This is a genomic window from Streptomyces sp. NPDC048278 (assembly GCF_040652195.1).
Classification (GTDB): Bacteria; Actinomycetota; Actinomycetes; order Streptomycetales; family Streptomycetaceae; genus Streptomyces.
Genome location: NZ_JBEZLP010000029.1, coordinates 111,029 through 134,699 on the forward strand (window position 1 = coordinate 111,029; position 23,671 = coordinate 134,699).

General features: G+C 69.9%; 22 protein-coding genes. 19 read left to right on the forward strand and 3 right to left on the reverse strand.

What is annotated here, in order from left to right; genetic code table 11:
- Positions 1–93: 93 nt before the first annotated feature.
- From prfA to AB0D74_RS37325, 16 genes are all read left to right on the forward strand, one after another.
- Positions 94–1,170 (forward strand): peptide chain release factor 1, encoded by a 1,077-nt coding sequence (gene prfA, locus AB0D74_RS37250; RefSeq protein WP_362596795.1) that lies wholly within the window; start codon positions 94–96, stop codon positions 1,168–1,170.
- Between the two features lie 39 nt (positions 1,171–1,209).
- A complete protein-coding gene (gene prmC, locus AB0D74_RS37255) occupies positions 1,210–2,055 on the forward strand; it encodes a peptide chain release factor N(5)-glutamine methyltransferase (protein ID WP_093499067.1) in 846 nt (281 codons plus the stop codon).
- Positions 2,056–2,116: 61 nt separating this feature from the next.
- Positions 2,117–2,764: an L-threonylcarbamoyladenylate synthase gene (locus AB0D74_RS37260; protein WP_189268510.1), complete on the forward strand. Its 648-nt coding sequence runs from the start codon at positions 2,117–2,119 to the stop codon at positions 2,762–2,764.
- Complete coding sequence (locus AB0D74_RS37265; RefSeq protein WP_093499065.1) at positions 2,761–3,444, forward strand: protein-tyrosine-phosphatase; 684 nt, start codon at positions 2,761–2,763, stop codon at positions 3,442–3,444. Before AB0D74_RS37260 ends, AB0D74_RS37265 begins: the two co-directional genes overlap by 4 nt.
- 296 nt (positions 3,445–3,740) lie before the next feature.
- A complete protein-coding gene (gene glyA / locus AB0D74_RS37270; RefSeq protein WP_362596800.1) occupies positions 3,741–4,979 on the forward strand; it encodes a serine hydroxymethyltransferase in 1,239 nt (412 codons plus the stop codon).
- A gap of 150 nt (positions 4,980–5,129) precedes the next feature.
- Positions 5,130–6,521, forward strand: coding sequence for an MraY family glycosyltransferase (locus tag AB0D74_RS37275; RefSeq protein WP_362596803.1), 1,392 nt, complete (start codon positions 5,130–5,132; stop codon positions 6,519–6,521).
- Between the two features lie 302 nt (positions 6,522–6,823).
- A complete protein-coding gene (locus tag AB0D74_RS37280; protein ID WP_362596806.1) occupies positions 6,824–7,255 on the forward strand; it encodes a hypothetical protein in 432 nt (143 codons plus the stop codon).
- Between the two features lie 210 nt (positions 7,256–7,465).
- Complete coding sequence (gene atpB, locus AB0D74_RS37285; protein WP_362596808.1) at positions 7,466–8,302, forward strand: F0F1 ATP synthase subunit A; 837 nt, start codon at positions 7,466–7,468, stop codon at positions 8,300–8,302.
- Positions 8,303–8,377: 75 nt separating this feature from the next.
- Positions 8,378–8,626 (forward strand): F0F1 ATP synthase subunit C, encoded by a 249-nt coding sequence (locus tag AB0D74_RS37290; protein ID WP_067003022.1) that lies wholly within the window; start codon positions 8,378–8,380, stop codon positions 8,624–8,626.
- 37 nt (positions 8,627–8,663) lie between these two features.
- A complete protein-coding gene (locus tag AB0D74_RS37295; RefSeq protein ID WP_362596812.1) occupies positions 8,664–9,209 on the forward strand; it encodes a F0F1 ATP synthase subunit B in 546 nt (181 codons plus the stop codon).
- Complete coding sequence (locus AB0D74_RS37300; RefSeq protein ID WP_362596815.1) at positions 9,206–10,021, forward strand: F0F1 ATP synthase subunit delta; 816 nt, start codon at positions 9,206–9,208, stop codon at positions 10,019–10,021. The genes AB0D74_RS37295 and AB0D74_RS37300 overlap by 4 nt, the downstream gene beginning before the upstream one ends.
- 125 nt (positions 10,022–10,146) lie before the next feature.
- The gene (atpA, locus tag AB0D74_RS37305) at positions 10,147–11,736 is read left to right on the forward strand and encodes a F0F1 ATP synthase subunit alpha (RefSeq protein ID WP_362596818.1); all 1,590 of its coding nucleotides are present in this window, start codon (positions 10,147–10,149) and stop codon (positions 11,734–11,736) included.
- Between the two features lie 21 nt (positions 11,737–11,757).
- On the forward strand, positions 11,758–12,702 hold the full coding sequence (locus AB0D74_RS37310; protein WP_362596821.1) for a F0F1 ATP synthase subunit gamma: 945 nt from the start codon (positions 11,758–11,760) through the stop codon (positions 12,700–12,702).
- Positions 12,702–14,138 carry a F0F1 ATP synthase subunit beta gene (gene atpD, locus AB0D74_RS37315; RefSeq protein WP_362596823.1) on the forward strand — a complete coding sequence of 479 codons (1,437 nt, stop codon included), beginning with the start codon at positions 12,702–12,704 and terminating at the stop codon, positions 14,136–14,138. The genes AB0D74_RS37310 and atpD overlap by 1 nt, the downstream gene beginning before the upstream one ends.
- A 134-nt stretch (positions 14,139–14,272) precedes the next feature.
- Positions 14,273–14,647: a F0F1 ATP synthase subunit epsilon gene (locus tag AB0D74_RS37320; protein WP_093499054.1), complete on the forward strand. Its 375-nt coding sequence runs from the start codon at positions 14,273–14,275 to the stop codon at positions 14,645–14,647.
- A 130-nt stretch (positions 14,648–14,777) separates the two neighbouring features.
- Positions 14,778–15,224, forward strand: a complete 447-nt coding sequence (locus AB0D74_RS37325) for a DUF2550 domain-containing protein (protein WP_093499053.1) — start codon at positions 14,778–14,780, stop codon at positions 15,222–15,224.
- Positions 15,225–15,233: 9 nt separating this feature from the next.
- Here AB0D74_RS37325 and AB0D74_RS37330 read toward each other — a convergent pair whose 3' ends face one another.
- Positions 15,234–17,060, reverse strand: coding sequence for a glycoside hydrolase family 18 chitinase (locus AB0D74_RS37330; protein WP_362596828.1), 1,827 nt, complete (start codon positions 17,058–17,060; stop codon positions 15,234–15,236).
- 235 nt (positions 17,061–17,295) lie between these two features.
- Positions 17,296–17,868 (reverse strand): cob(I)yrinic acid a,c-diamide adenosyltransferase, encoded by a 573-nt coding sequence (locus AB0D74_RS37335; protein ID WP_362596831.1) that lies wholly within the window; start codon positions 17,866–17,868, stop codon positions 17,296–17,298.
- Between the two features lie 209 nt (positions 17,869–18,077).
- On the opposite strand from AB0D74_RS37335, the gene AB0D74_RS37340 reads away from it, so the two are divergent.
- From AB0D74_RS37340 to AB0D74_RS37350, 3 genes are all read left to right on the forward strand, one after another.
- Complete coding sequence (locus AB0D74_RS37340; protein ID WP_362596834.1) at positions 18,078–18,926, forward strand: 3-hydroxyacyl-CoA dehydrogenase family protein; 849 nt, start codon at positions 18,078–18,080, stop codon at positions 18,924–18,926.
- A gap of 185 nt (positions 18,927–19,111) precedes the next feature.
- Complete coding sequence (locus tag AB0D74_RS37345) at positions 19,112–19,435, forward strand: STAS domain-containing protein (protein ID WP_030672301.1); 324 nt, start codon at positions 19,112–19,114, stop codon at positions 19,433–19,435.
- 384 nt (positions 19,436–19,819) lie between these two features.
- Positions 19,820–22,342 carry an ATP-binding protein gene (locus tag AB0D74_RS37350; RefSeq protein WP_362596837.1) on the forward strand — a complete coding sequence of 841 codons (2,523 nt, stop codon included), beginning with the start codon at positions 19,820–19,822 and terminating at the stop codon, positions 22,340–22,342.
- 441 nt (positions 22,343–22,783) lie between these two features.
- Here AB0D74_RS37350 and nucS read toward each other — a convergent pair whose 3' ends face one another.
- Positions 22,784–23,455: an endonuclease NucS gene (gene nucS, locus AB0D74_RS37355; protein ID WP_350777757.1), complete on the reverse strand. Its 672-nt coding sequence runs from the start codon at positions 23,453–23,455 to the stop codon at positions 22,784–22,786.
- Positions 23,456–23,671: the final 216 nt, after the last annotated feature.

Below are 23,671 nucleotides of genomic sequence, written 5' to 3' on the forward strand. Positions count from 1 at the left end.
CCACGGCCACGCCCCTGCGGGAGCGTGCCCGGGACCGGCGTTTTTGGTCGCCCGCCTTCCCTTCCCACGCCGCAGCAGTATCAGGAGCCAAAAATGTTCGAGGCCGTCGAGGAACTCGTCGTCGAGCACGCAGACCTGGAGAAGAAGCTCGCCGACCCGTCGGTCCACGCCGACCAGGCCAACGCGCGCAAGCTGAACAAGCGCTACGCCGAGCTCACCCCGATCGTCGCCACGTTCCGCTCCTGGAAGCAGACCGGCGACGACATCGAGACCGCGCGTGAACTGGCCGCCGACGACCCCGACTTCGCCGCCGAGGTCAAGGAGCTGGACAAGCAGCGCGACGAGCTGACCGAGAAGCTGCGCCTGCTCCTCGTGCCCCGGGACCCGTCCGACGACAAGGACGTGATCCTGGAGATCAAGGCCGGTGCGGGTGGTGACGAGTCCGCGCTGTTCGCGGGCGACCTGCTGCGCATGTACCTGCGGTACGCCGAGCGCGTCGGCTGGAAGACCGAGATCATCGACTCCACCGAGTCCGAGCTCGGCGGCTACAAGGACGTCCAGGTCGCCGTGAAGACCAAGGGCGGCCAGGGCGCCACCGAGCCCGGCCAGGGCGTCTGGGCGCGGATGAAGTACGAGGGCGGCGTGCACCGCGTGCAGCGCGTGCCGGCCACCGAGTCGCAGGGCCGGATCCACACCTCCGCCGCCGGTGTGCTCGTCACGCCGGAGGCCGAGGAGGTCGACGTCGAGATCAACCCGAACGACCTCCGGATCGACGTCTACCGGTCCTCCGGGCCCGGCGGGCAGTCCGTCAACACCACCGACTCCGCCGTGCGCATCACGCACATCCCCACCGGAGTCGTCGCCTCCTGCCAGAACGAGAAGAGCCAGCTGCAGAACAAGGAGCAGGCCTTGCGTATCCTGCGCTCCAGGCTGCTCGCCGCGGCGCAGGAGGAGGCGGAGAAGGAGGCCGCCGACGCCCGTCGCAGCCAGGTCCGCACCGTCGACCGCTCCGAGAAGATCCGCACGTACAACTTCCCGGAGAACCGCATCTCGGACCACCGCGTGGGCTTCAAGTCGTACAACCTGGACCAGGTCCTGGACGGCGACCTCGACGCGGTGATCCAGGCCTGCGTCGACGCGGACTCGGCCGCCAAGCTCGCGGCCGCGTAAGACCGTACGCACGTACGAGTTACAACACGGAGGACCAGCGTGAACCTGCTGCTCGCGGAGGTGGCCCAGGCCACCCAGCGGCTGGCCGACGCCGGCGTGCCCTCGCCGCGCAACGACGCGGAGGAGCTCGCCGCGTTCGTGCACGGCGTGAAGCGGGGCGCGCTGCACTCCGTGAAGGACTCCGACTTCGACGCCCGCTACTGGGAGGTCATCGCCCGCCGGGAGCAGCGCGAGCCGCTCCAGCACATCACCGGGCGGGCGTACTTCCGGTACCTCGAACTCCAGGTGGGGCCGGGCGTGTTCGTGCCGCGGCCCGAGACCGAGTCGGTGGTCGGCTGGGCCATAGACGCGGTGCGCGCGATGGACGTGGTCGAGCCCCGCATCGTCGACCTGTGCACCGGATCCGGCGCCATCGCGCTCGCCCTCGCCCAGGAGGTCCCGCGCTCGCGTGTGCACGCCGTGGAGCTGTCCGAGGAGGCGCTCCAGTGGACCCGCAAGAACATGGCGGGCTCCAGGGTCGACCTGCGCCAGGGAGACGCCCTGGACGCCTTCCACGACCTCGACGGCCATGTCGACCTGGTCATCTCGAACCCTCCGTACATCCCGCTCACCGAGTGGGAGTACGTCGCCCCCGAGGCCCGCGACTACGACCCGGAGCTGGCCCTGTTCTCCGGCGAGGACGGCCTGGACCTGATCCGGGGCATCGAACGCACCGCGCACCGGCTGCTGCGCCCGGGCGGTGTCGTCGTCATCGAGCACGCCGACACCCAGGGCGGCCAGGTGCCGTGGATCTTCACCGAGGAGCGGGGCTGGGCCGACGCGGCCGACCACCCGGACCTCAACAGGCGCCCCCGCTTCGCGACCGCCCGCAAGGCGCTGCCGTGAGCACCCCGCAGGCAGTGTTTTCCGAAGTCCAGATGTACGTGTACGAGGAGGCCCGCTAGACATGGCACGGCGATACGACACCAACGACGCGACCGACCGCGTGACGGGTCTGCGCGAGGCCGCGTCCGCCGTCCGCCGGGGCGAACTGGTGGTGCTGCCGACGGACACGGTCTACGGCATCGGCGCCGACGCGTTCACCTCGGAGGCGGTCGCCGACCTCCTCGACGCCAAGGGCCGGGGCCGCAACATGCCCACCCCCGTGCTGATCGGCTCCCCGAACACGCTCCACGGCCTCGTCACCGACTTCTCCGAGCTGGCCTGGGAGCTGGTCGACGCGTTCTGGCCGGGCGCGCTCACCCTGGTCGCCAGGCACCAGCCGTCCCTCCAGTGGGACCTCGGGGACACCAGGGGCACGGTGGCCGTCCGGATGCCCCTGCACCCGGTCGCCATCGAGCTGCTCACCGAGGTCGGCCCGATGGCCGTCTCCTCCGCCAACCTCACCGGCCACCCGTCCCCGGAGACCTGTGACGCCGCGCAGGAGATGCTCGGCGACTCCGTCTCGGTGTACCTCGACGGCGGCCCGACCCCCGGCAACGTCCCCTCGTCGATCGTCGACGTCACCCGCGAAGTTCCGTTGCTGCTGCGCGCGGGCGCGATCTCGGCGGAGGAGCTGCGGAAGGTCGTACCCGACCTTGAGGTGGCGAATTGACAGCCCCTGACGCGGGGCGTGGCATAGGCAACGGGGAAAGCGCGGCGGAGATCACGACGACGTTCGTGGGGCTGCCACGCGACAGCTTCCGCATCCTCCACGTCAGCACCGGCAACGTGTGCCGCTCGCCGATCACCGAGCGGCTGACCCGTCATCTCGTGACGGACCGGCTCGGCGCCTTCCTCGGCGGCGGGCTGGTCGTGGAGAGCGCGGGTACCTGGGGCCATGAGGGCGCGCCCATGGAGGCCAACGCGGAGGCCGTCCTCGCCGACTTCGGGGCGGACGCGTCCGGGTTCGTGGGCCGCGAGCTGCTCGACGAGCACGTGATCCGGGCCGACCTGGTCCTGACCGCCACCCGTGACCACCGCGCCCAGGTCATCTCCATGGGCCACTCGGCGGGCCTGCGCACCTTCACGCTGAAGGAGTTCACCCGGCTGGTCCGCGCGATCGACCCGGCGACGCTGCCGCCGACGTCGGAAGGCGTGGTCGTACGGGCCCGCGCGCTGGTCCGCGCGGCGGCGGCCCTCCGCGGCTGGCTCCTGGCACCCACGGCCGAGGCGGACGAGGTCTACGACCCGTACGGCGCCCCCCTGCCGTTCTTCCAGTCCATCGGCGACGAGATACACGAGGCCCTGGACCCGGTGGTCACAGCCCTGACCGGGGTCCCCGCGCGGATGTAAGCCCACGTTTCCCAGCTCCGCACCCGGCGCTGCAGGCCGTGCCCACCCGTCCCGCCCTGCGGAACGCCTGCCCACGGCGGGGGCGAAGCGCCCCGTCAGGGGCGCGGGGAACTGCGCGGGCAACCCCCGCGCACCCGCGGTCGCGCGACCGCCCGCAACCACCCCTCCGGCGGCGAACGGACGCCACGACCGTCCGCACCCACCCGGCGGCCCCGGTCATACGCACAAACCGCGCATACTCCACCATGTCGGGCCTACATTGGTCATACGTCACCGTCGACCGCCCGGAGCCCCTCATGTCGGTCCCCACTGCCCTCGTCGAGGGCGATCTGCGGCAGGATCCGGAACTGGCGGAGATCCTGCTGGGGGAGCTGACCCGGCAGTCGACCTCGCTCCAGCTGATCGCCGCCGAGAACTTCACCTCGCCTGCCGTGCTGGCCGCCCTGGGCTCGCCGCTCGCCAACAAGTACGCCGAGGGGTATCCGGGCACCCGGTACCACGGCGGCTGCGAGATCGTGGACGTGGCCGAGCGGCTCGCCGTCGACCGGGCGAAGGCACTGTTCGGCGCCGCGCACGCGAACGTGCAGTCCCATTCGGGTTCGTCGGCCGTACTCGCCGCGTACGCGGCCCTGCTCCGGCCCGGAGACACCGTGCTGGCCCTCGGGCTGCCCTACGGCGGTCATCTCACGCACGGCTCGCCGGCCAACTTCTCCGGCCGCTGGTTCGACTTCGTCGGGTACGGGGTCGATGCCGAGAGCGGGCTCATCGACCACGACCAGGTCCGGACGCTGGCCCGCGCCCACCGGCCCAAGGCGATCGTGTGCGGGTCCATCTCCTATCCCCGGCACATCGACTACGCCTTCTTCCGCGAGGTCGCCGACGAGGTGGGTGCCTATCTGATCGCCGACGCCGCGCACCCCATCGGGCTCGTCGCCGGGGGAGCGGCGCCGAACCCGGTGCCGTACGCGGACGTCGTGTGCGCGACCACGCACAAGGTGCTGCGCGGGCCGCGCGGCGGGATGCTGCTGTGCGGTGCGCCGGAGCTGGCCGAGCGGCTCGACCGGGCCGTGTTCCCCTTCACCCAGGGCGGCGCGCAGATGAACGCCATCGCCGCGAAGGCGGTCGCGTTCGGCGAGGCGGCGACACCCGCGTTCACCGCGTACGCCCATCAGGTGGTCGCCAATGCGAGGGTGCTCGCGGCCGGACTGGCGCAGGCGGGGCTGGCCGTCACCACCGGGGGCACGGACACGCACCTGATCACCGTCGACCCCGCACCCCTCGGCGTCGACGGGAAGGCCGCCCGGGGGAGGCTCGCGGCTGCCGGGATCGTGCTGGACTGCTGTGCCCTGCCGCACGGTGACGCGCGGGGGCTGCGTCTTGGCACCGCCGCCGTCACCACGCAGGGCATGGGGGAGACGGAGATGGCCCGGATCGCGGCACTGCTGGCGGGTGTGGTGACCGGTGTCACTGACACGGGGAGGGCGCGTGACGAGGTGCGCGAGCTCACCGGTAGATTTCCGCCGTATCCCGGGTGAGACGGGGTAGGCGCAGCGTCGAGCACCCGGTCGTACGCCCGGCTCACAGCCTTGCGTGCAACCATCGTCGCTACCCGGAAGTCCCCATACATATGCGTCCCTCGCTAGGGTGTGGGGCTGTGATGGCCAGCGAGACATGTGGGGAAGCCTGTGCGTGAATACCTGCTGACGCTCTGCATCACGGCCGCGGTGACGTACCTGCTGACAGGGCCGGTGCGGAAGTTCGCGATCGTGGCGGGGGCCATGCCGGAGATCCGGGCACGTGACGTGCACCGGGAGCCCACTCCGCGGCTCGGCGGGATCGCGATGTTCTTCGGCCTGTGCGCGGGTCTGCTCGTCGCCGACCACATGTCCAACCTCAGCGAGGTCTTCGAGAAGTCCAACGAGCCGCGGGCGCTGCTCTCCGGCGCGGCCCTGATCTGGCTGATCGGCGTCCTCGACGACAAGTTCGAGATCGACGCGCTGATCAAGCTGGGCGGTCAGATGATCGCCGCGGGCGTCATGGTCATGCAGGGTCTGACGATCCTCTGGCTGCCCATCCCGACCGTCGGCACGGTGGCGCTGACGCCGTGGCAGGGCACCCTGCTCACGGTGGCCCTGGTGGTCATCACCATCAACGCGGTGAACTTCGTCGACGGCCTGGACGGCCTGGCCTCCGGCATGGTCTGCATCGCCGCCGCGGCGTTCTTCATGTACGCCTACCGGATCTGGTACTCGTACGGCATCGAGGCCGCCGCCCCGGCCACCCTGTTCTCGGCGATCCTGATGGGCATGTGTCTCGGCTTCCTGCCGCACAACATGCACCCGGCGCGGATCTTCATGGGCGACTCCGGCTCGATGCTGATCGGCCTGGTGCTGGCCGCGGGCGCGATCTCGGTCACCGGCCAGGTCGACCCGGACGCGATGAACCTGTACGCCGGTTCCGAGCGCAGCGCCGTGCACCAGATGGTGCCGGTCTACATCCCGCTGCTGCTGCCGCTGACCATCATCGCGGTGCCGGCCGCGGACCTGGTGCTGGCGATCGTGCGGCGCACCTGGCGCGGCCAGTCGCCGTTCGCGGCGGACCGGGGGCACCTGCACCACCGGCTCCTGGAAGTCGGTCACTCGCACAGCAGGGCCGTGCTGATCATGTACTTCTGGGCGGCCCTGATCGCCTTCGGGGCGCTGGCCTACTCGGTGAACTCCGCGTCCATGTGGATCGTGCTCGGTGTGGTGTTCCTCAGCGCGATCGGCCTGGGGCTGCTCCTGCTGCCGCGTTTCACCCCGCGCGCCCCGCTGTGGGCGCAGGCCTTCGTGCCGCCCCGCTACCGGCGCCGCGGGACCGTCCTGCCGGCCGAGGAGCAGCCGGCGGCGGCAACCGTCCCGGTCCTGGCGTCCGTCGAACCGGAGGAACCGGAAGAAAAAGAAGCGGAGGAACCGGAGAAGCCGAGCGACGAGCACCGTTCCCCGGTGACCGCCGGAGCGGCCCCGGTCAACGGCGCGACCGCCGTCGGCCCCCGTTCGCGCTTCCTCGACCGGCGCGCTTCCGAGACCTCCCGCTGACCCCGCCAAGGTAAGAATCTGACTAGAGCATTGCCAAGTCGTGGGGGAGTAAAGCCCCCCAATACCAGACAGAACGGCCCGGTTTTCGCTCAGACGCGCAGGTTCACTCTCATGTGTGACAGCGAGCACACCTACCAGGTAAAGACCTCATCAAATAGTTTGTGATACGGTTCACGAGAACCCCGGACAGAGTCGAAGGACCCGACTGCGACGGTCCGTCAGCGTGAGGTCTTCGACCCTCCGACCGGGACTACGCTCGTCCATGACGACACCTGCCCCCCTGTGAAAGCGGAGTTGCCGCCATGCCGTCCAATGACGCCCGGAACCTGGCCCAGGCCGCCGTACCCACGGCTGCCGTCGGCGTGCTCGCCGCCGTCGTCAGCGGCGTGGTCGCGGGCGGCAAGGGGGCGATCGGGGCGCTCGTCGCGACGGTGATCGTGATCCTCTTCATGGGGATCGGTCTCTACGTCCTGCAGCGCACCGCGAGGTCTTTCCCCCAGCTGTTCCAGATGATGGGCCTGATGCTCTACGCGGCCCAGCTTCTGCTGCTGTTCATCTTCATGGCCGCGTTCAAGAACACGACGCTGTTCAACCCCCGGGCCTTCGCCATCACGCTCGTGGTCGCCACACTCACGTGGATCGCGGCCCAGACTCGCGCCCACATGAAGGCCAAGATCCTCTACGTCGAACCCGACAAGGCCGACAAGGCCGAGAAGACCGGGCATTCCTCGTGAGAGGTAGGGCCGGGATAAAGGCGCACGAGAGATGCTGCTATCGTCCGGTGCCAACTGCGGCATCGCGGGCGCGGGCATCTGAGCTGACGCCTGCTCAATCGCGAGGCGAGATGCCCCTCAGCCGCCCCCACATCCGTAACACCAGTCCCGTGCCGAACCGCGGCCCTGCGCCGCGCCGACACAACGAGGTTGCCGTATCCATGCGCCACGATGAAGGAGCCCGCGGTGAGTGCTGACCCGACGCAGACGCTCGCTTTCGACACGAGCTGTCACCTGTTCGACGGGTGTGGCTTCCCGGCTCCGGGCCTGCACTCGTTCCTGTTCAAGCCGCTCTTCGGCGACGCGGACAGCAACCTGTACTTCAACAAGACGATGCTGCTGGCGCTGCTCGGGTCGATCATCATCGTGGGCTTCTTCTGGGCCGCCTTCGCCCGCCCGAAGGTCGTCCCGGGCAAGCTCCAGATGGTTGCCGAGTCCGGCTACGACTTCGTCCGGCGTGGCGTGGTCTACGAGACCATCGGCAAGAAGGAGGGCGAGAAGTACGTACCGCTCGTCGTCTCGCTGTTCTTCTTCGTCTGGATGATGAACCTCTGGTCGATCATCCCGCTCGCCCAGTTCCCGGTCACCGCGATCATCTCGTACCCCGCGGTCCTCGCCGGCATCGTCTACATCCTGTGGGTCTCGCTGACCTTCAAGCGTCACGGCTTCGTCGGCGCCTTCAAGAACTTCACCGGCTACGACAAGTCGCTCGGCGCGGTCCTCCCGCTGTCGATGACGATCGAGCTCTTCTCGAACCTGCTCGTGCGGCCCTTCACTCACGCCGTCCGACTCTTCGCGAACATGTTCGCCGGTCACACCCTGCTGCTGCTCTTCACGATCGCCAGCTGGTACATGCTGAACGGCATCGGTATCGCCTACTCCGCCGTGTCGTTCGTGATGGTCATCGTGATGACCGCCTTCGAGCTCTTCATCCAGGCTGTTCAGGCCTACGTCTTCGTACTGCTGACCTGCAGCTTCATCCAGGGCGCGCTCGCCGAGTCCCACTGAGCGCCAACCCGACCACCACCCATGGCATCCGGTGGCCAACCCCCACCGGTCATTGAAAGAGAAGGAAGAACCGGCATGTCCGTTCTGCACGAGACCCTGGCCGCTGTCCAGATCAAGGGCAACCTCGGCTCCATCGGTTACGGCCTCGCCGCGATCGGCCCGGGCGTCGGCGTCGGCATCATCTTCGGTAACGGCACGCAGGCCCTCGCCCGTCAGCCCGAGGCGGCCGGCCTGATCCGCGCCAACCAGATCCTCGGCTTCGCCTTCTGTGAGGCGCTCGCCCTGATCGGTCTGGTCATGCCGTTCGTCTACCCGGCCTCCTGACCCGACCGTCGCGCACCATTAGACGAAAGGCACTGATATGAGCCCCCTGGTTCAGCTGGCGGCGGAGGAGGCCGAAAACCCCCTCATCCCGCCGATCCCAGAGCTCGTCATCGGCCTCATCGCCTTCGTCATCGTCTTCGGCTTCCTCGCCAAGAAGCTCCTTCCGAACATCAACAAGGTTCTGGAGCAGCGCCGCGAGGCGATCGAGGGCGGTATCGAGAAGGCCGAGGCCGCGCAGACCGAGGCCCAGAGCGTCCTTGAGCAGTACAAGGCGCAGCTGGCCGAGGCCCGGCACGAGGCCGCGCGCCTGCGCCAGGAGGCTCAGGAGCAGGGCGCCGCGCTCATCGCCGAGATGCGCGCCGAGGGCCAGCGGCAGCGTGAGGAGATCGTCGCCGCCGGTCACGCGCAGATCGACGCCGACCGCAAGTCCGCCGCGCAGGCGCTCCGTCAGGACGTCGGCCACCTGGCCACCGACCTGGCCGGCAAGCTCGTCGGTGAGTCCCTGGAGGACCACGCCCGGCAGAGCCGCGTGATCGACCGCTTCCTCGACGAGCTCGAGGAGAAGGCCGAGGCCGCTCGATGAACGGAGCGAGCCGCGAGGCCCTGGCAGCCGCACGTGAGCGTCTCGACGCGCTGACGGACTCGACGTCCGTGGACGCGACGCGGCTCGCCGACGAGCTGGCGGCCGTCACCGCGCTGCTCGACCGCGAGGGCGGCCTGCGCCGGGTCCTCACCGACCCGGCGCAGTCCGGCGAGGCGAAGGCCGAGCTGGTCCGGCGCCTGATCGGCGGCCAGGTCACCGAGACCACCGCCGACGTGGTGGCCGGCCTGGTCCGGTCCCGCTGGTCGCAGCCCCGCGACCTGGTGGACGCGCTGGAGGAGCTGGCGGACGTCGCCGACCTCACCGCCGCGCAGAACTCGGACACGCTGGACGACGTGGAGGACGAGCTGTTCCGGTTCGGCCGGATCGTCTCCTCCAGCACCGGACTGCGCGCCGCGCTCACCGACCGCAAGGCCACCTCCGCCGCCAAGGTGGAGCTGCTGCACCGCCTGCTCGGCGGTCGCGCCAAGCCGGTCACCGAGCGGCTGGTCACGCGCCTGGTGACCGCGCCGCGGGGACGTAGCCTGGAAGCGGGCCTGGAGGCCCTGTCCAAGCTCGCCGCGGAGCGCCGCAGCCGCGTCGTCGCCGTCGTCACCTCGGCGGTGCCGCTGAGCGAGCCGCAGAAGCAGCGCCTGGGCGCCGCCCTCGCGAAGCTCTACGGCCGCACGATGCACCTCAACCTCGACGTCGACCCCGCGGTCGTCGGCGGGATCCGGGTGCAGGTGGGTGACGAGGTCATCAACGGTTCCATCGCGGACCGGCTCGAGGACGCGGCCCGCCGCATGGCGAGCTAGTACCAACTCAAGAGTCAGTACGTACTTACGGCCCTGGTTGGGCCGGTGTGCAGAAGAATCCTGGGGGTCGCCCCCAGACCCCCCAAGTGAAACTTCGGGCCCAACAAGGAGAGCAGGGAACCCAGATGGCGGAGCTCACGATCCGGCCGGAGGAGATCCGGGACGCGCTGGAGAACTTCGTCCAGTCGTACAAGCCGGACGCGGCCTCGCGCGAGGAGGTCGGTACGGTCACCCTTGCCGGCGACGGCATCGCGAAGGTCGAGGGTCTTCCCTCGGCCATGGCCAACGAACTGCTGAAGTTCGAGGACGGCACCCTCGGCCTCGCGCTGAACCTGGAAGAGCGCGAGATCGGCGCCATCGTCCTCGGTGAGTTCAGCGGCATCGAGGAGGGTCAGCCGGTGCAGCGCACCGGTGAGGTCCTCTCCGTCGCGGTCGGCGAGGGCTACCTCGGCCGCGTCGTCGACCCGCTCGGCAACCCGATCGACGGCCTCGGCGAGATCGAGACTTCCGGTCGCCGCGCCCTGGAGCTGCAGGCCCCCACGGTCATGCAGCGCAAGTCGGTGCACGAGCCGATGGAGACCGGCTACAAGGCCGTCGACGCCATGACCCCGGTCGGCCGCGGCCAGCGTCAGCTGATCATCGGCGACCGCCAGACCGGCAAGACCGCCCTGGCCGTCGACACGATCATCAACCAGCGCGACAACTGGCGCTCGGGCGACCCGAAGAAGCAGGTCCGCTGCGTCTACGTCGCCATCGGCCAGAAGGGCTCGACCATCGCCTCCGTGCGTGGCGCCCTGGAAGAGGCCGGCGCGCTGGAGTACACGACCATCGTCGCCGCCCCGGCGTCCGACCCGGCCGGCTTCAAGTACCTGGCGCCGTACACCGGTTCGGCCATCGGCCAGCACTGGATGTACGACGGCAAGCACGTCCTCATCATCTTCGACGACCTGTCGAAGCAGGCCGACGCCTACCGCGCCGTCTCCCTGCTGCTGCGCCGCCCGCCGGGCCGCGAGGCCTACCCGGGTGACGTCTTCTACCTGCACTCCCGTCTCCTGGAGCGCTGCGCCAAGCTCTCCGACGACATGGGTGCCGGCTCGATGACCGGTCTGCCGATCGTCGAGACCAAGGCCAACGACGTCTCGGCGTTCATCCCGACCAACGTCATCTCCATCACCGACGGCCAGTGCTTCCTGGAGTCGGACCTGTTCAACGCCGGTCAGCGCCCCGCGCTGAACGTCGGTATCTCCGTCTCCCGAGTCGGTGGTTCCGCGCAGCACAAGGCGATGAAGCAGGTCTCCGGCCGTCTGCGTCTGGACCTCGCCCAGTACCGCGAGCTGGAGGCGTTCGCCGCCTTCGGTTCCGACCTGGACGCCGCGTCGAAGTCGCAGCTGGAGCGTGGTTCCCGACTGGTCGAGCTGCTCAAGCAGGCTCAGTACCAGCCGATGTCCACCGAGGACCAGGTCGTCTCCGTGTGGGCCGGCACCACCGGCAAGATGGACGACGTCCCGGTCTCCGACATCCGCCGCTTCGAGAAGGAGCTCCTGGAGTACCTGCACCGCAAGGAGCAGGGCCTCATGACCTCCATCAAGGAGGGCGGCAAGATGTCGGACGACACCCTCACCGCTGTTGCCGACGCGATCGCCGACTTCAAGAAGCAGTTCGAGACCTCGGACGGCAAGCTTCTCGGCGAGGACGCCCCGGCCGCGGCCAAGTGACGTAAGGAAGGGACCTGACTCATGGGAGCCCAGCTCCGGGTCTACAAGCGTCGCATCCGATCCGTCACCGCGACCAAGAAGATCACCAAGGCGATGGAGATGATCGCCGCCTCGCGTGTGGTCAAGGCGCAGCGCAAGGTGCGGGCCTCCGCGCCGTACGCGACCGAGCTCACCCGCGCGGTCACGGCGGTCGGTACCGGCTCGAACACCAAGCACCCGCTGACCACCGAGGCGGAGACGCCGACGCGTTCCGCGGTGCTGCTCCTCACGAGCGACCGCGGTCTCGCCGGTGCCTTCAACTCCAACGCCATCAAGGCCGCCGAGCAGCTGACGGCGCGCCTTGAGGCGGAGGGCAAGGAGGTCGACACCTACATCGTCGGCCGCCGCGGTCTGTCCCACTACAACTTCCGCGAGCGCAAGGTCGCGGATTCGTGGTCGGGCTTCACCGACGAGCCCTCGTACGCGGACGCCAAGAAGGTCGCGGCGCCCCTGATCGAGGCCATCGAGACGGAGACGGCGGACGGCGGGGTGGACGAACTCCACATCGTCTACACCGAGTTCGTGTCGATGATGACGCAGACGGCGCTCGGCGACCGGCTGCTGCCGCTGAGCCTCGACACAGTGACATCAGCGGCTGCCGCCGCGGGCACGGAGGCGGGCGCCGCCAAGGGCGACGAGATCCTCCCGCTGTACGACTTCGAGCCCTCGGCGGAGGACGTCCTCGACGCCCTGCTGCCGCGCTACGTGGAGAGCCGCATCTACAACGCGCTGCTCCAGTCGGCGGCTTCGAAGCACGCCGCCACGCGGCGCGCGATGAAGTCGGCCACCGACAACGCGGGCGAGCTGATCAACACGCTCTCCCGTCTTGCCAACGCGGCCCGCCAGGCCGAAATCACCCAGGAAATCAGCGAGATCGTCGGTGGCGCCAGCGCCCTGGCCGACGCGACCGCGGGGAGTGACCGATAATGACCACCACTGTTGAGACCGCGACGGCCACGGGCCGCGTCGCCCGGGTCATCGGCCCGGTCGTCGACGTGGAGTTCCCCGTCGACGCGATGCCCGACATCTACAACGCCCTTCACGTCGAGGTGGCCGACCCGGCCAACGCCGGCGAGAAGAAGACGCTGACCCTGGAGGTCGCCCAGCACCTGGGTGACGGCCTGGTCCGCACCATCTCCATGCAGCCCACCGACGGTCTGGTCCGCCAGGCCCCGGTCACCGACACCGGCGACGGCATCACCGTCCCGGTCGGCGACTTCACCAAGGGCAAGGTGTTCAACACCCTCGGTGAGGTGCTGAACGTCGACGAGCAGTACACGGGCGAGCGCTGGTCCATCCACCGCAAGGCCCCGAACTTCGACGAGCTCGAGTCGAAGACCGAGATGTTCGAGACCGGCGTCAAGGTCATCGACCTCCTCACCCCGTACGTCAAGGGTGGAAAGATCGGTCTGTTCGGCGGTGCCGGCGTCGGCAAGACGGTGCTCATCCAGGAGATGATCTACCGCGTCGCCAACAACCACGACGGTGTCTCCGTGTTCGCCGGCGTCGGCGAGCGCACCCGTGAGGGCAACGACCTCATCGAGGAAATGGCCGACTCGGGCGTCATCGACAAGACCGCCCTGGTCTTCGGCCAGATGGACGAGCCCCCGGGCACCCGTCTGCGCGTCGCGCTGGCCGGCCTCACCATGGCCGAGTACTTCCGTGACGTCCAGAAGCAGGACGTGCTGTTCTTCATCGACAACATCTTCCGCTTCACGCAGGCCGGTTCCGAGGTCTCGACCCTGCTCGGCCGCATGCCCTCCGCGGTGGGCTACCAGCCGAACCTGGCCGACGAGATGGGTCTCCTCCAGGAGCGCATCACCTCGACCCGTGGTCACTCGATCACCTCGATGCAGGCGATCTACGTCCCCGCGGACGACCTGACCGACCCGGCCCCGGCCACCACCTTCGCCCACCTCGACGCGACGACGGTGCTGTCCCGTCCGATCTCGGAGAAGGGCATCTACCCGGCCGTGGACCCGCTGGACTCCACGTCCCGGATCCTGGACCCGCGCTACATCGCGGCGGACCACTACAACACCGCCATGCGTGTGAAGACGGTCCTCCAGAAGTACAAGGACCTCCAGGACATCATCGCGATCCTCGGTATCGACGAGCTGGGCGAGGAGGACAAGCTCACCGTCCACCGTGCCCGTCGCGTGGAGCGCTTCCTGTCCCAGAACACCCACGTCGCCAAGCAGTTCACCGGCGTCGACGGGTCGGACGTCCCGCTGGACGAGTCGATCGCCGCCTTCAACGCGATCATCGACGGTGAGTACGACCACTTCCCGGAGCAGGCGTTCTTCCTGTGCGGTGGCATCGAGGACCTGAAGGCCAACGCCAAGGAGCTGGGCGTCTCCTGAACACCCTGAGTTCCCCGGAACTCCTTGTGTTCTTCGTGTGAGGGGGCGGGCGCGTCCCGCCCCCTCACGCACGCCTACTAGAATTGACCCCAACACCCGGCACCCCTGCCGGGTGGTGACCCGAGGAGCCACCCTTGGCTGCTGAGCTGCACGTCGAGCTCGTCGCCGCGGACCGCCAGGTCTGGTCCGGCGAGGCCACCCTGGTCGTCGCGCGCACCACGTCCGGCGACATCGGCGTCATGCCCGGTCACCAGCCGCTGCTCGGTGTGCTGGAGTCGGGCCCGGTGACCATCCGTACGAGTGATGGTGGAACGGTCGTCGCCGCGGTGCACGGCGGTTTCATCTCGTTCGCGGACAACAAACTCTCGCTGCTGGCCGAGACCGCCGAGCTGTCGGACGAGATCGACGTCCAGCGCGAGGAGCGTGAGCTGGAGCGCGCGAAGGCGGCGGGCGACGCCACCGCCGAGCGACGCGCCGACGTCCGTCTGCGGGCGGCGACCGGACGCTGACAGACTGCACGTATGCGTTGACGCAACTCAGCCGCGGCTGGGACCGGAGCCATTCCGGACCCAGCCGCGGCTGAGGTAGATCTGGGTCTTTTTACGTTCCATTACCTAGGAGACGGGGAGGTCGGTGCCGATGGTCCTCGCTCTGACTGTGGCCGGAATCGTGGTCGTGCTGGTGGTGGTGGGACTCTTCCTGTTCGGTCTGCGCCGCAGACTGATCCAGCGCTCCGGCGGCACCTTCGACTGTTCCCTGCGCTGGGACGTCCCCGAGAAGACGGACACCAGCGGCAAGGGCTGGAGCTACGGCGTCGCCCGCTACAACGGCGACAGCGTCGAGTGGTACCGCGTCTTCTCCTACGCGTACCGCCCCCGCCGGGTCCTGGAACGCGACCGGATCGAGGTGGCCGGCCGCCGGCTGCCCGAGGGCGAGGAGGAACTGGCCCTGCTCTCCGACGCCGTCATCCTCGCCTGCACCCACCGCGGCACCCGCCTCGAACTCGCGATGAGCGAAGACGCGCTGACCGGTTTCCTCGCGTGGCTGGAAGCAGCCCCGCCCGGTCAGCGCGTCAACGTCGCCTAGTGGTGCCTTTTACGACAGTCCGGAGCTGATGGCGCTCACCAGCTCGCCGTTGCCGGTGTCGCCGCTGAACTCCCAGAAGAAGGCGCCGCCGAGACCCTGGGTCTTGGCCCAGCTCATCTTCCCGGCGATCGTCGACGGGGTGTCGTAGGACCACCAGTTGGTGCCGCAGTGCGCGTACGCCGTGCCCGCGACGGTGCCGGTGACCGGGCAGGACGTCTTGAGGACCTTGTAGTCCTCGATGCCCGCCTCGTAGGTCCCGGTCGCCGCGCCCGTGGCCGTGCCGCCCGGCGCGTCCTGGGTGACACCGGTCCAGCCTCTGCCGTAGAAGCCGATGCCGATCAGCAGCTTGCTCGCCGGCACGCCCTGCGCCTTGAACTTGGCCATCGCGTCGGCCGTGTCGAAGCCGGCCGTCGGGATGCCGCTGTACGAGGTGAGCGGGGAGTGCGGGGCGGTCGGGCCGGTGGTGGCCCAGGCGCCGAAGAAGTCGTACGACATCACGTTGTACCAGTCGACGTACTGGGAGGCACCCGCGTAGTCGGTGGCGTCGATCTTGCCGCCGGCCGAGCCGTCGGCCGTGGTGGCCGCGGTGACCAGGTTGTTCGAGCCGAACTTGGCGCGCAGCGCGGACATCAGGTTCTTGAAGGCCGCCGAGCCGCTGGTGTCGCAGCTCAGCCCGCAGGCGTTCGGGTACTCCCAGTCGATGTCGATGCCGTCGAAGACGTCGGCCCAGCGCGGGTCCTCGACCAGGTTGTAGCAGGAGTTCGCGAACGCGGTCGGGTTGGCCGCCGCCTGCGCGAAGCCGCCGGACCAGGTCCAGCCGCCGAAGGACCACAGGATCTTGATGTTCGGGTACTTGGCCTTCAGCTCGCGCAGCTGGTTGAAGTTGCCGGCCAGCGGCTGGTCCCAGGTGTCGGCGACGCCGCTGACCGACTGGTCGGAGGTGAACGTCTTCTGGTAGTCGGCGTAGGCGTCGCCGATCGCGCACTGGCCGTTCGTCACGTTGCCGAAGGCGTAGTTGATGTGCGTGATCTTCGCCGCGGAGCCGGACGTCACCAGGTTCTTGACCTGGTAGTTGCGGCCGTAGATGCCCCACTCGGTGAAGTAGCCGAGCTTGACCTTGGAACCGGTGGTCGGGGGAGTGGTCGTACCGCCGGTGGTGTGGACGGCGACCGCGCCGCTGACCGGTCCGGTCTGGTTCGCGGTGTCGCGGGCCTGGACCGTGTACGAGTAGTCGGTACCGGCCGTGAGACCCGAGTCGGTGTACGAGGTGGTGGTCACCGTGGAGACCACCTTGCCGTCGCGCAGGACGTCGTAGTTCTTGACGCCGTTGTCGTCGGTGGCGGCGGACCAGCTCAGCTTCACCGAGGTGTCGGTGATGCCCGACGCGGTCGGGGTGCCGGGCGCGGAGGGCGCCGAGTCGCCCGGGGTGGTGGTTCCGCCGTCACAACTCGCCCCGTTGAGCAGACAGTTGCTCGGCGATCCCGAACCGGCGCCGTTGAAGCCGAAGGAGACGGAGGCGCCGGGGGCGATGGAGCCGTTGTAGGACTTGTTCTTGGCGGTCCAGTGGGTGCCGGAGGAGGTGACGTCCGCGTCCCACGCGGAGGTGACCGAGGTGCCGGAGGGGTAGTCCCACTCGACGGTCCACGAACTGATGGCGGTGGTGCCGGTGTTCTTGACGGTCCACTGGGCGCCGAAGCCGGTACCCCAGTCCTGGGTCTTGGTGTAGGTCGCGGTGGCGGACGTCGCGGCCTGGGCGGGGCCCGCGAGGCCCACCAGACCGGCCAGGGGGAGCACCAGCGTCGCGAGCCCTGCCGCGACTCTGTGTCTGAAGCGCATGCTGCGCCTCCCTCTCGATCGGGGGTGACGTGGGCATGACTGAGCCTTCATGCCCATGGTGCCGCGAGAATAGAAAGGTCTGGACCACCGGTCAATAGGTCTGGACCACCCTTGTATACGGGCCCGGGGATTCCCAACTCCCGCGCCGGCACCGCCGCTTGCGCCCGGCCGCACGGTTCCGGCCTCCGCCGGCGACCGGCTGACCTACGTCGTGCGGCCCGAGAGGGGGCCCGGGTCAGCGCTCCCCGCCGGGGACCCAGAGCACGTCCCCGACGTCCTTGTTGGCCGTACGGGCCAGGATGAACAGCAGGTCCGAGAGCCGGTTGAGGTAGGTCGCGGTCAGCGGGTTCATCACCTCTCCGTGGACTTCGAGGGCGGCCCACGTCGACCGCTCGGCCCGCCGGACGACCGTGCAGGCCTGGTGGAGCAGGGCCGCGCCCGGGGTGCCGCCCGGGAGGATGAAGGAGCGGAGCTTCTCCAGCCGCTCGTTGAAGCGGTCGCAGTCCGCCTCCAGCTTGTCGACGTAGAACTGCTCGACCCGCAGCGGCGGGAACTCGGGGTTCTCCACGACGGGGGTCGACAGGTCCGCGCCGACGTCGAAGAGGTCGTTCTGTACCCGGGTGAGCACCGCGACGACCTCCGCCTCCAGCCCGCCCAGCGCGATCGCCGTCCCGATCACCGCGTTCGCCTCGTTGGCGTCGGCGTACGCCGAGATCCGCAGATCGGTCTTGGCGACCCGGCTCATGTCGCCGAGGGCGGTGGTGCCCTGGTCGCCGGTCCTGGTGTAGATGCGCGTCAGATTGACCATGCGGCCAGCGTAAGGGTGTTCCGGGCGGGGGCGGAGCGTGCCGTACCCGGCCGGAAACGGGCGGTGCCGCCGGGGCCGCCTGACGGGACGTGACGGTTGTCTCACGTCCTGAGACCGTGACACGCATTACTTACCGGGTTGCCCGGCCCCCGACGAGCGCTAGGGTCCCGCCCAAGAGGCATACCTCAACAGCGTGTAAGGGGAGCGGAGTGGCACGGAAGCTTGCCGTCATCGGGGCCGGCCTGATGGGGTCCGGCATCGCCCAGGTCGCCGCGCAGGCCGGCTGGGACGTGGTCCTGCGTGACGTCACCGACGAGGCACTGGACCGTGCCGTGGGCGGGATCCAGGCCTCGTACGGCAAGTTCGTGAGCAAGAGGAAGCTGGAGGCGCACGACGCCGACGCCGCCCTGGCCCGCATCACCACGACCACCGACCTGGACGCGGTCGCCGACGCGGACATCGTGGTCGAGGCCGTCTTCGAGAAGCTGGAGGTCAAGCACGAGATCTTCCGCGCGCTCGACAAGATCGTGCGCCCGGACGCCGTGCTCGCCTCCAACACCTCCGCGATCCCGATCACCAAGATCGCGGCAGCCACCGAGCACCCGGAACGGGTCGTAGGCGTCCACTTCTTCTCGCCGGTGCCGATGATGCAGCTCGTCGAGCTGGTCCGCGGCTACAAGACCAGCGACGAAACCCTCGCCACCGCGCGGGAGTTCGCCGAGTCCACCGGCAAGACCTGCATCGTCGTCAACCGGGACGTCGCCGGCTTCGTGACGACCCGGCTGATCTCGGCGCTCGTCGTCGAGGCCACCAAGCTGTACGAGTCGGGCGTCGCCACCGCCGAGGACATCGACCTCGCCTGCAAGCTGGGCTTCGGTCACGCCATGGGCCCGCTGGCCACGGCCGACCTCACCGGCGTCGACATCCTGCTGCACGCCACCGGCAACATCTACACCGAGTCGCAGGACGAGAAGTTCGCCCCGCCGGAGCTGATGCGCCGGATGGTTGACGCCGGTGACATCGGCCGCAAGAGCGGGCAGGGCTTCTACACGTACTGAAACATCAGTACGTAGACCCTCTGATCGCCTGTCAAAACGCACAAACCGCAGAGGTTTCACCCTCTGGGGTGAATTCGGTATCGGTTCGCTTACAGATGGCAACCTCTGACCGGCGAACGCAGTCAGACGTTGCAATACCGGACAACACTTTCACGGAGTAGGACACGCACTCTCGGGGAGCGCATATGTACATCAGGGGCGACCACGCCGAGCTGGTCGTCGGGGGCCGCCTCGACGTCCGCAGCGCGGCGGACGCCCGTACGGTCCTGCACTCGGCCGTCGACGACGGAGTCGGCGACCTGGTGCTGGACCTGTCCGAGCTGGACTCCTGGGACGCCACCGGACTCGGGGTGATCATGGGGGCCCACCGGCGGGCCGGCCGCTGTGGCCGCCGTCTGGTGCTGCGCGGCGTACCGCCGCAGATGCAGCGCCTGCTGGTGGCCACCAGGCTGCACCGGATCCTGGCGATCGAGGGGGGTATCGGGGTGGAGTCACTGCCCCGGGTCTGACACCGGGACCGGCCGCCGGCTGCGTTGTGGTGACCGGCGTCGGGCTCTGCCGCGGTGGCCGCCGTCGGGCTTTGCCGCGGTGACCGGCTGTGCGGCGGCGAACTGTCGGGGCGCAACGATCCGGTGTGAACCGGGCGACGGGGGTGACCCGGTCGGACGGTGCGCATGCGCACGTCAGACGCAATCCTCACGAGACCGTGATGTCTCGGACGGCGCGGTACCCCGGACTGTCGTAGATACTGTGCGAAGGTTTAAGGTTCGGTCGCCCGCCGCCCTTGCCACCCTTCGAGCGCGGGCCCGGACCAGAAGCGACAGCGCGGTGTGCAACAGGCCGGGAGGGGCCGGTTTTCACGGCACACGACGCTTTTGGGGGGCTAGGAACCTATGGACCCGATCAACCCGGGACCCGAGGGGTACGGCCAGGACGGCGACGGCAGCACGCCGCGCCAGCGCCCGCCCAGGGAATCCCTCACCACCGACTTCGGTCAGAGCACGCCGGCGACGGCCCGCACCACGCGGCTGGTCGCCGGCGACTTCCTGCTGACCGTCAATCCCGTCGACGGCAGCGAGATAGAACCCTGCCCGCCGACCGAACGCCCCACCCGGCCGGAGAAGCGCACCGTCGCCGAGCGCGCCGAGTACGAGCGCGCCGCCCGGCCGCCGGTGCCGCCCGGCCCCGCCCGGCCCGAGCTGCCGCTCCTGGAACGCCAGGACGACCGCGAGCGGCTCGTCCGGCTCCTCGCCCGGGGCCGCTCGGTGCGCCTCACCGGCCCCTCGGGCGCCGGCCGCACCGCGCTCCTCGACCTGGTCGCCGACGACTGCTCCGACCTCGCCCCCGACGGCGTGGTCCGCCTCAACGGCTTCCACCGCACGCACGAGGACCTGCTCCACGACCTCTTCCACGCCGTCTACAAGGCGCCCGCGTACCGCCCGGGCCCCGAGGAGCTCCTCGAACTGGTCCGGGAGATCGGCGCGGTCGTCGTCCTCGACGACGTCGAGTTCGGCGGCGCCGCGCTCGACGAGCTGATCGACGCCACCCCCGAGTGCGCCTTCCTGATCGGCGCCACCCCGGACGTGCCGGCGCCCTCCGCCGATTCCGCCGTCGAGGAGGTCTTCCTCGACGGCCTGGACCGGGCCGGCGGCGTCGACATCCTGGAGCGCACGGTCGGCCGGGTGCTCACCGAGGAGGAGGCCAACTGGGCCGGCGACCTCTGGTTCGAGTCCGAGGGCCTGCCGCTGCGGTTCGTCCAGGCCGGTGCGCTGCTGCGCCAGCGGGACCAGCTGCGGGCCAGCGCGGGCGCCGTGGACGAGTTCGGCGTCTTCGCCTCCGGCATGCCCGACCTGCCGGAGATCTCCGACCTGCCGGTCGAGGCGGCCCTCGACGACCGGGCGAGCGACGAGATCCCGCTCCCGTCCCTCGGCGAGGCCGCCGCGCCCGCCCCGCTGCTCGCCTCCCGGCTCAGCGCCTCCGCCCGGGCCACCCTGCGCTTCGCGGTCGCCCTCGGCGGCGAGGTGCCGCACCAGGCGCATCTGCCGGCCCTCGTGGGCGACACCCACGCGGACGCCGCCCTCGGCGAACTGGCGGGCTGCGGACTGGTCTCCCCGGTGGGCTCCCGCTACCGGCTCGCCGTGAGCGTCCTGCAGCAGCTGGAGGCCGCCGGATACGCCGACGACGCGGCGGCCCAGGCCCTCACCGCCGCCCAGCACTACGGCTGGTGGGCCGGGCACCCCTCGGTCACCCCGGAGCGGGTCTGCGCCGAGTCCGACGCGATCCTCGCCGCCCTGACGGTGGTCGTCCCCGAGACGGTGCCGCCGGCGGAGGACGAGGAGAGCACGCCGGTACGACTGGCCCGCACGGCCGCGCCCGCGTTCGCGGCGGGGCTGCACTGGAGCGCGTGGGAACGCGCGCTGCGGGCCGGCGCCGAGGCCTCCCGGCTCGCCGGTGAGGTCGGCGAGCAGGCCTACTTCCACCACGAACTCGGCGTGTTCGCGCTCTGCGGCGGCTGGCTGGACCGGGCACGGGCCGAGCTGGAGGCCTCGATCGGGCTGCGCGGGGCGCTGTCCGACAAGCGGGGTACGACGGCCGGCCGACGGGCCCTCGCCCTGGTGGCCGACCTCTCGGGCGAGGTCATCCCGGCCGTCGCCGCGATGGCGGGCGACGAGATTTCCGACGCCCGCCACGAGGAGTCCATATCCCCGGCCGGCGGGATGACCACGCCCTTCCCCACGGTCCACTCGCCGGTCTCGGACACGGTGGTGACCCACAGGGTCCCGGGGCAGCAGGCGCCGTCCCAGGGCGGCGGGGGCGGACTGGTCCGCATGGCCCGCCGCAACCTGGTGGCGGTGGGTGCGGGCGTACTCCTGACGGCCGTCCTCGGCACCGTGGTCACCCTCGGCATGACCTCCAACAACAACGCCGACAACCCGTCCAACAACGTGAGCGTCAACCCCTCGGCGAGCGAGGACACGAGCGACGGCGGCCTGGGCGCCGACCCCGGCGAGACCTCCGGCACGGGCGACACCGGCACGGCCACCACCAAGCCGACGGACCCGGGCCCCGACGGCACCCTCGGCACATCGGACGACCCGACACCCCCGTCCGACACAGAGACGCCTTCGGCTTCGGCCACGGGGACGAAGGGCTCGTCATCCGGCGGTACGACCCACTCGCCGTCCACTTCACCGACGCCGTCGAAGTCCACGTCGCATTCGCCGTCCTCGACTCCGACGAAGTCCAGCCCGCCGCCTACGTCGGTGCCCCCGTCGGACTCGAGTTCTCCGGTGCCGTCCGACACCCCGTCCACGACCGACACCGCGAGCGGCCAGGTGTCCGACTCCCCGTCGTTCACGACATCCAGTGCATCGGAGAGCGGCAGCACGGGAACAACGACCGGCACACTGATCTAAGCCGAGGGACCGAGGGGGGTCTGAGCGGAGGGGCCCGGTGCCGAGGAAATCCGGAGCCCTCGCCGAGCCCCCTGAGTCCCCTGAGGTCCTGGGCTCCGGCGGTCCTGGGCTCCGGGCGTCTCGTGCTACACGCGTGGGACGCCCACACCCATCCCCGCCGCGATAGTGCTCAGCCCCTACGGAGGTGACCGGCGGTGCCGGGCCGGCCTGAGCCGGGCTCGGCACCGCCGGTCCGCGTCGTAGGGGCTGAGCGCCGTCGCGGCGGGGATGGGGTGGCGGCGGGGCGGGGTGGCGGCGGATGGCGCGACGTGTCGGGCCTCCGAGGAACCGGCATGTCCGGTCGCCCTGTTCAGGGCCTTCCGCCCGGCCCGGCTGGTCCAAGGCCTTCCGCTCGGCTGGTTCAGGGCCTTCGGCCCGGTCCGGCCCGGTTGGGTCGGCTGGTCAGAACAGGCGCAGCTTGTCGTCCTCGATGCCGCGGAGGGCGTTGTAGTCGAGGATGGTGCAGCCGATGCCGCGGTCGGTGGCGAGGACCTTTGCCTGGGGCTTGATCTCCTGGGCCGCGAAGATGCCCCGGACGGGGGCGAGATGGGGGTCGCGGTTGAGGAGTTCCAGGTAGCGGGTGAGCTGTTCGACGCCGTCGATCTCGCCGCGGCGCTTGATCTCGATCGCCACGGTCTGGCCCTCGGCGTCGCGGCAGAGGATGTCCACCGGGCCGATCGCCGTCATGTACTCGCGCCGGATGAGCGTGTAGCCGTCGCCGAGCGTCTCGATCCGGTCGGCCAGCAGCTCCTGCAGGTGCGCTTCCACGCCGTCCTTGATCAGGCCCGGGTCGACGCCCAGCTCGTGCGAGGAGTCGTGCAGGACCTCCTCCATCGTGATGATGAGCTTCTCGCCCGCCTTGTTGATGACGGTCCAGACGCCCTCCTCGTCACCCGTCCCCTCCTTGAGCGTGCACGGCGGCGACATCCAGTTGAGGGGCTTGTAGGCCCGGTCGTCCGCGTGGATCGAGACACTGCCGTCCGCCTTGACGAGGATCAGGCGGGGGGCGGAGGGAAGGTGGGCGGTGAGCCGGCCGGCGTAGTCGACGGAGCACCGGGCGATGACGAGACGCATGGTCGGCAACGCTACTCGACGCGCCGCCCTCCACGCGATTCGCCCGGATCCGAGCGGCAGCCGCGCGCCATCCGAGCCGCAGCCGCGCGCCATCCGCGCGGCCGTCGGACAGGGTCCGCGACCGGTCCTGGAGGGTCGCCTGCACACGCCTGTTCAAACCTGGCCGATTGTGTGCCTAAAGGGACCGTCGCATATACGCAATCTCCTGGTGGGGGC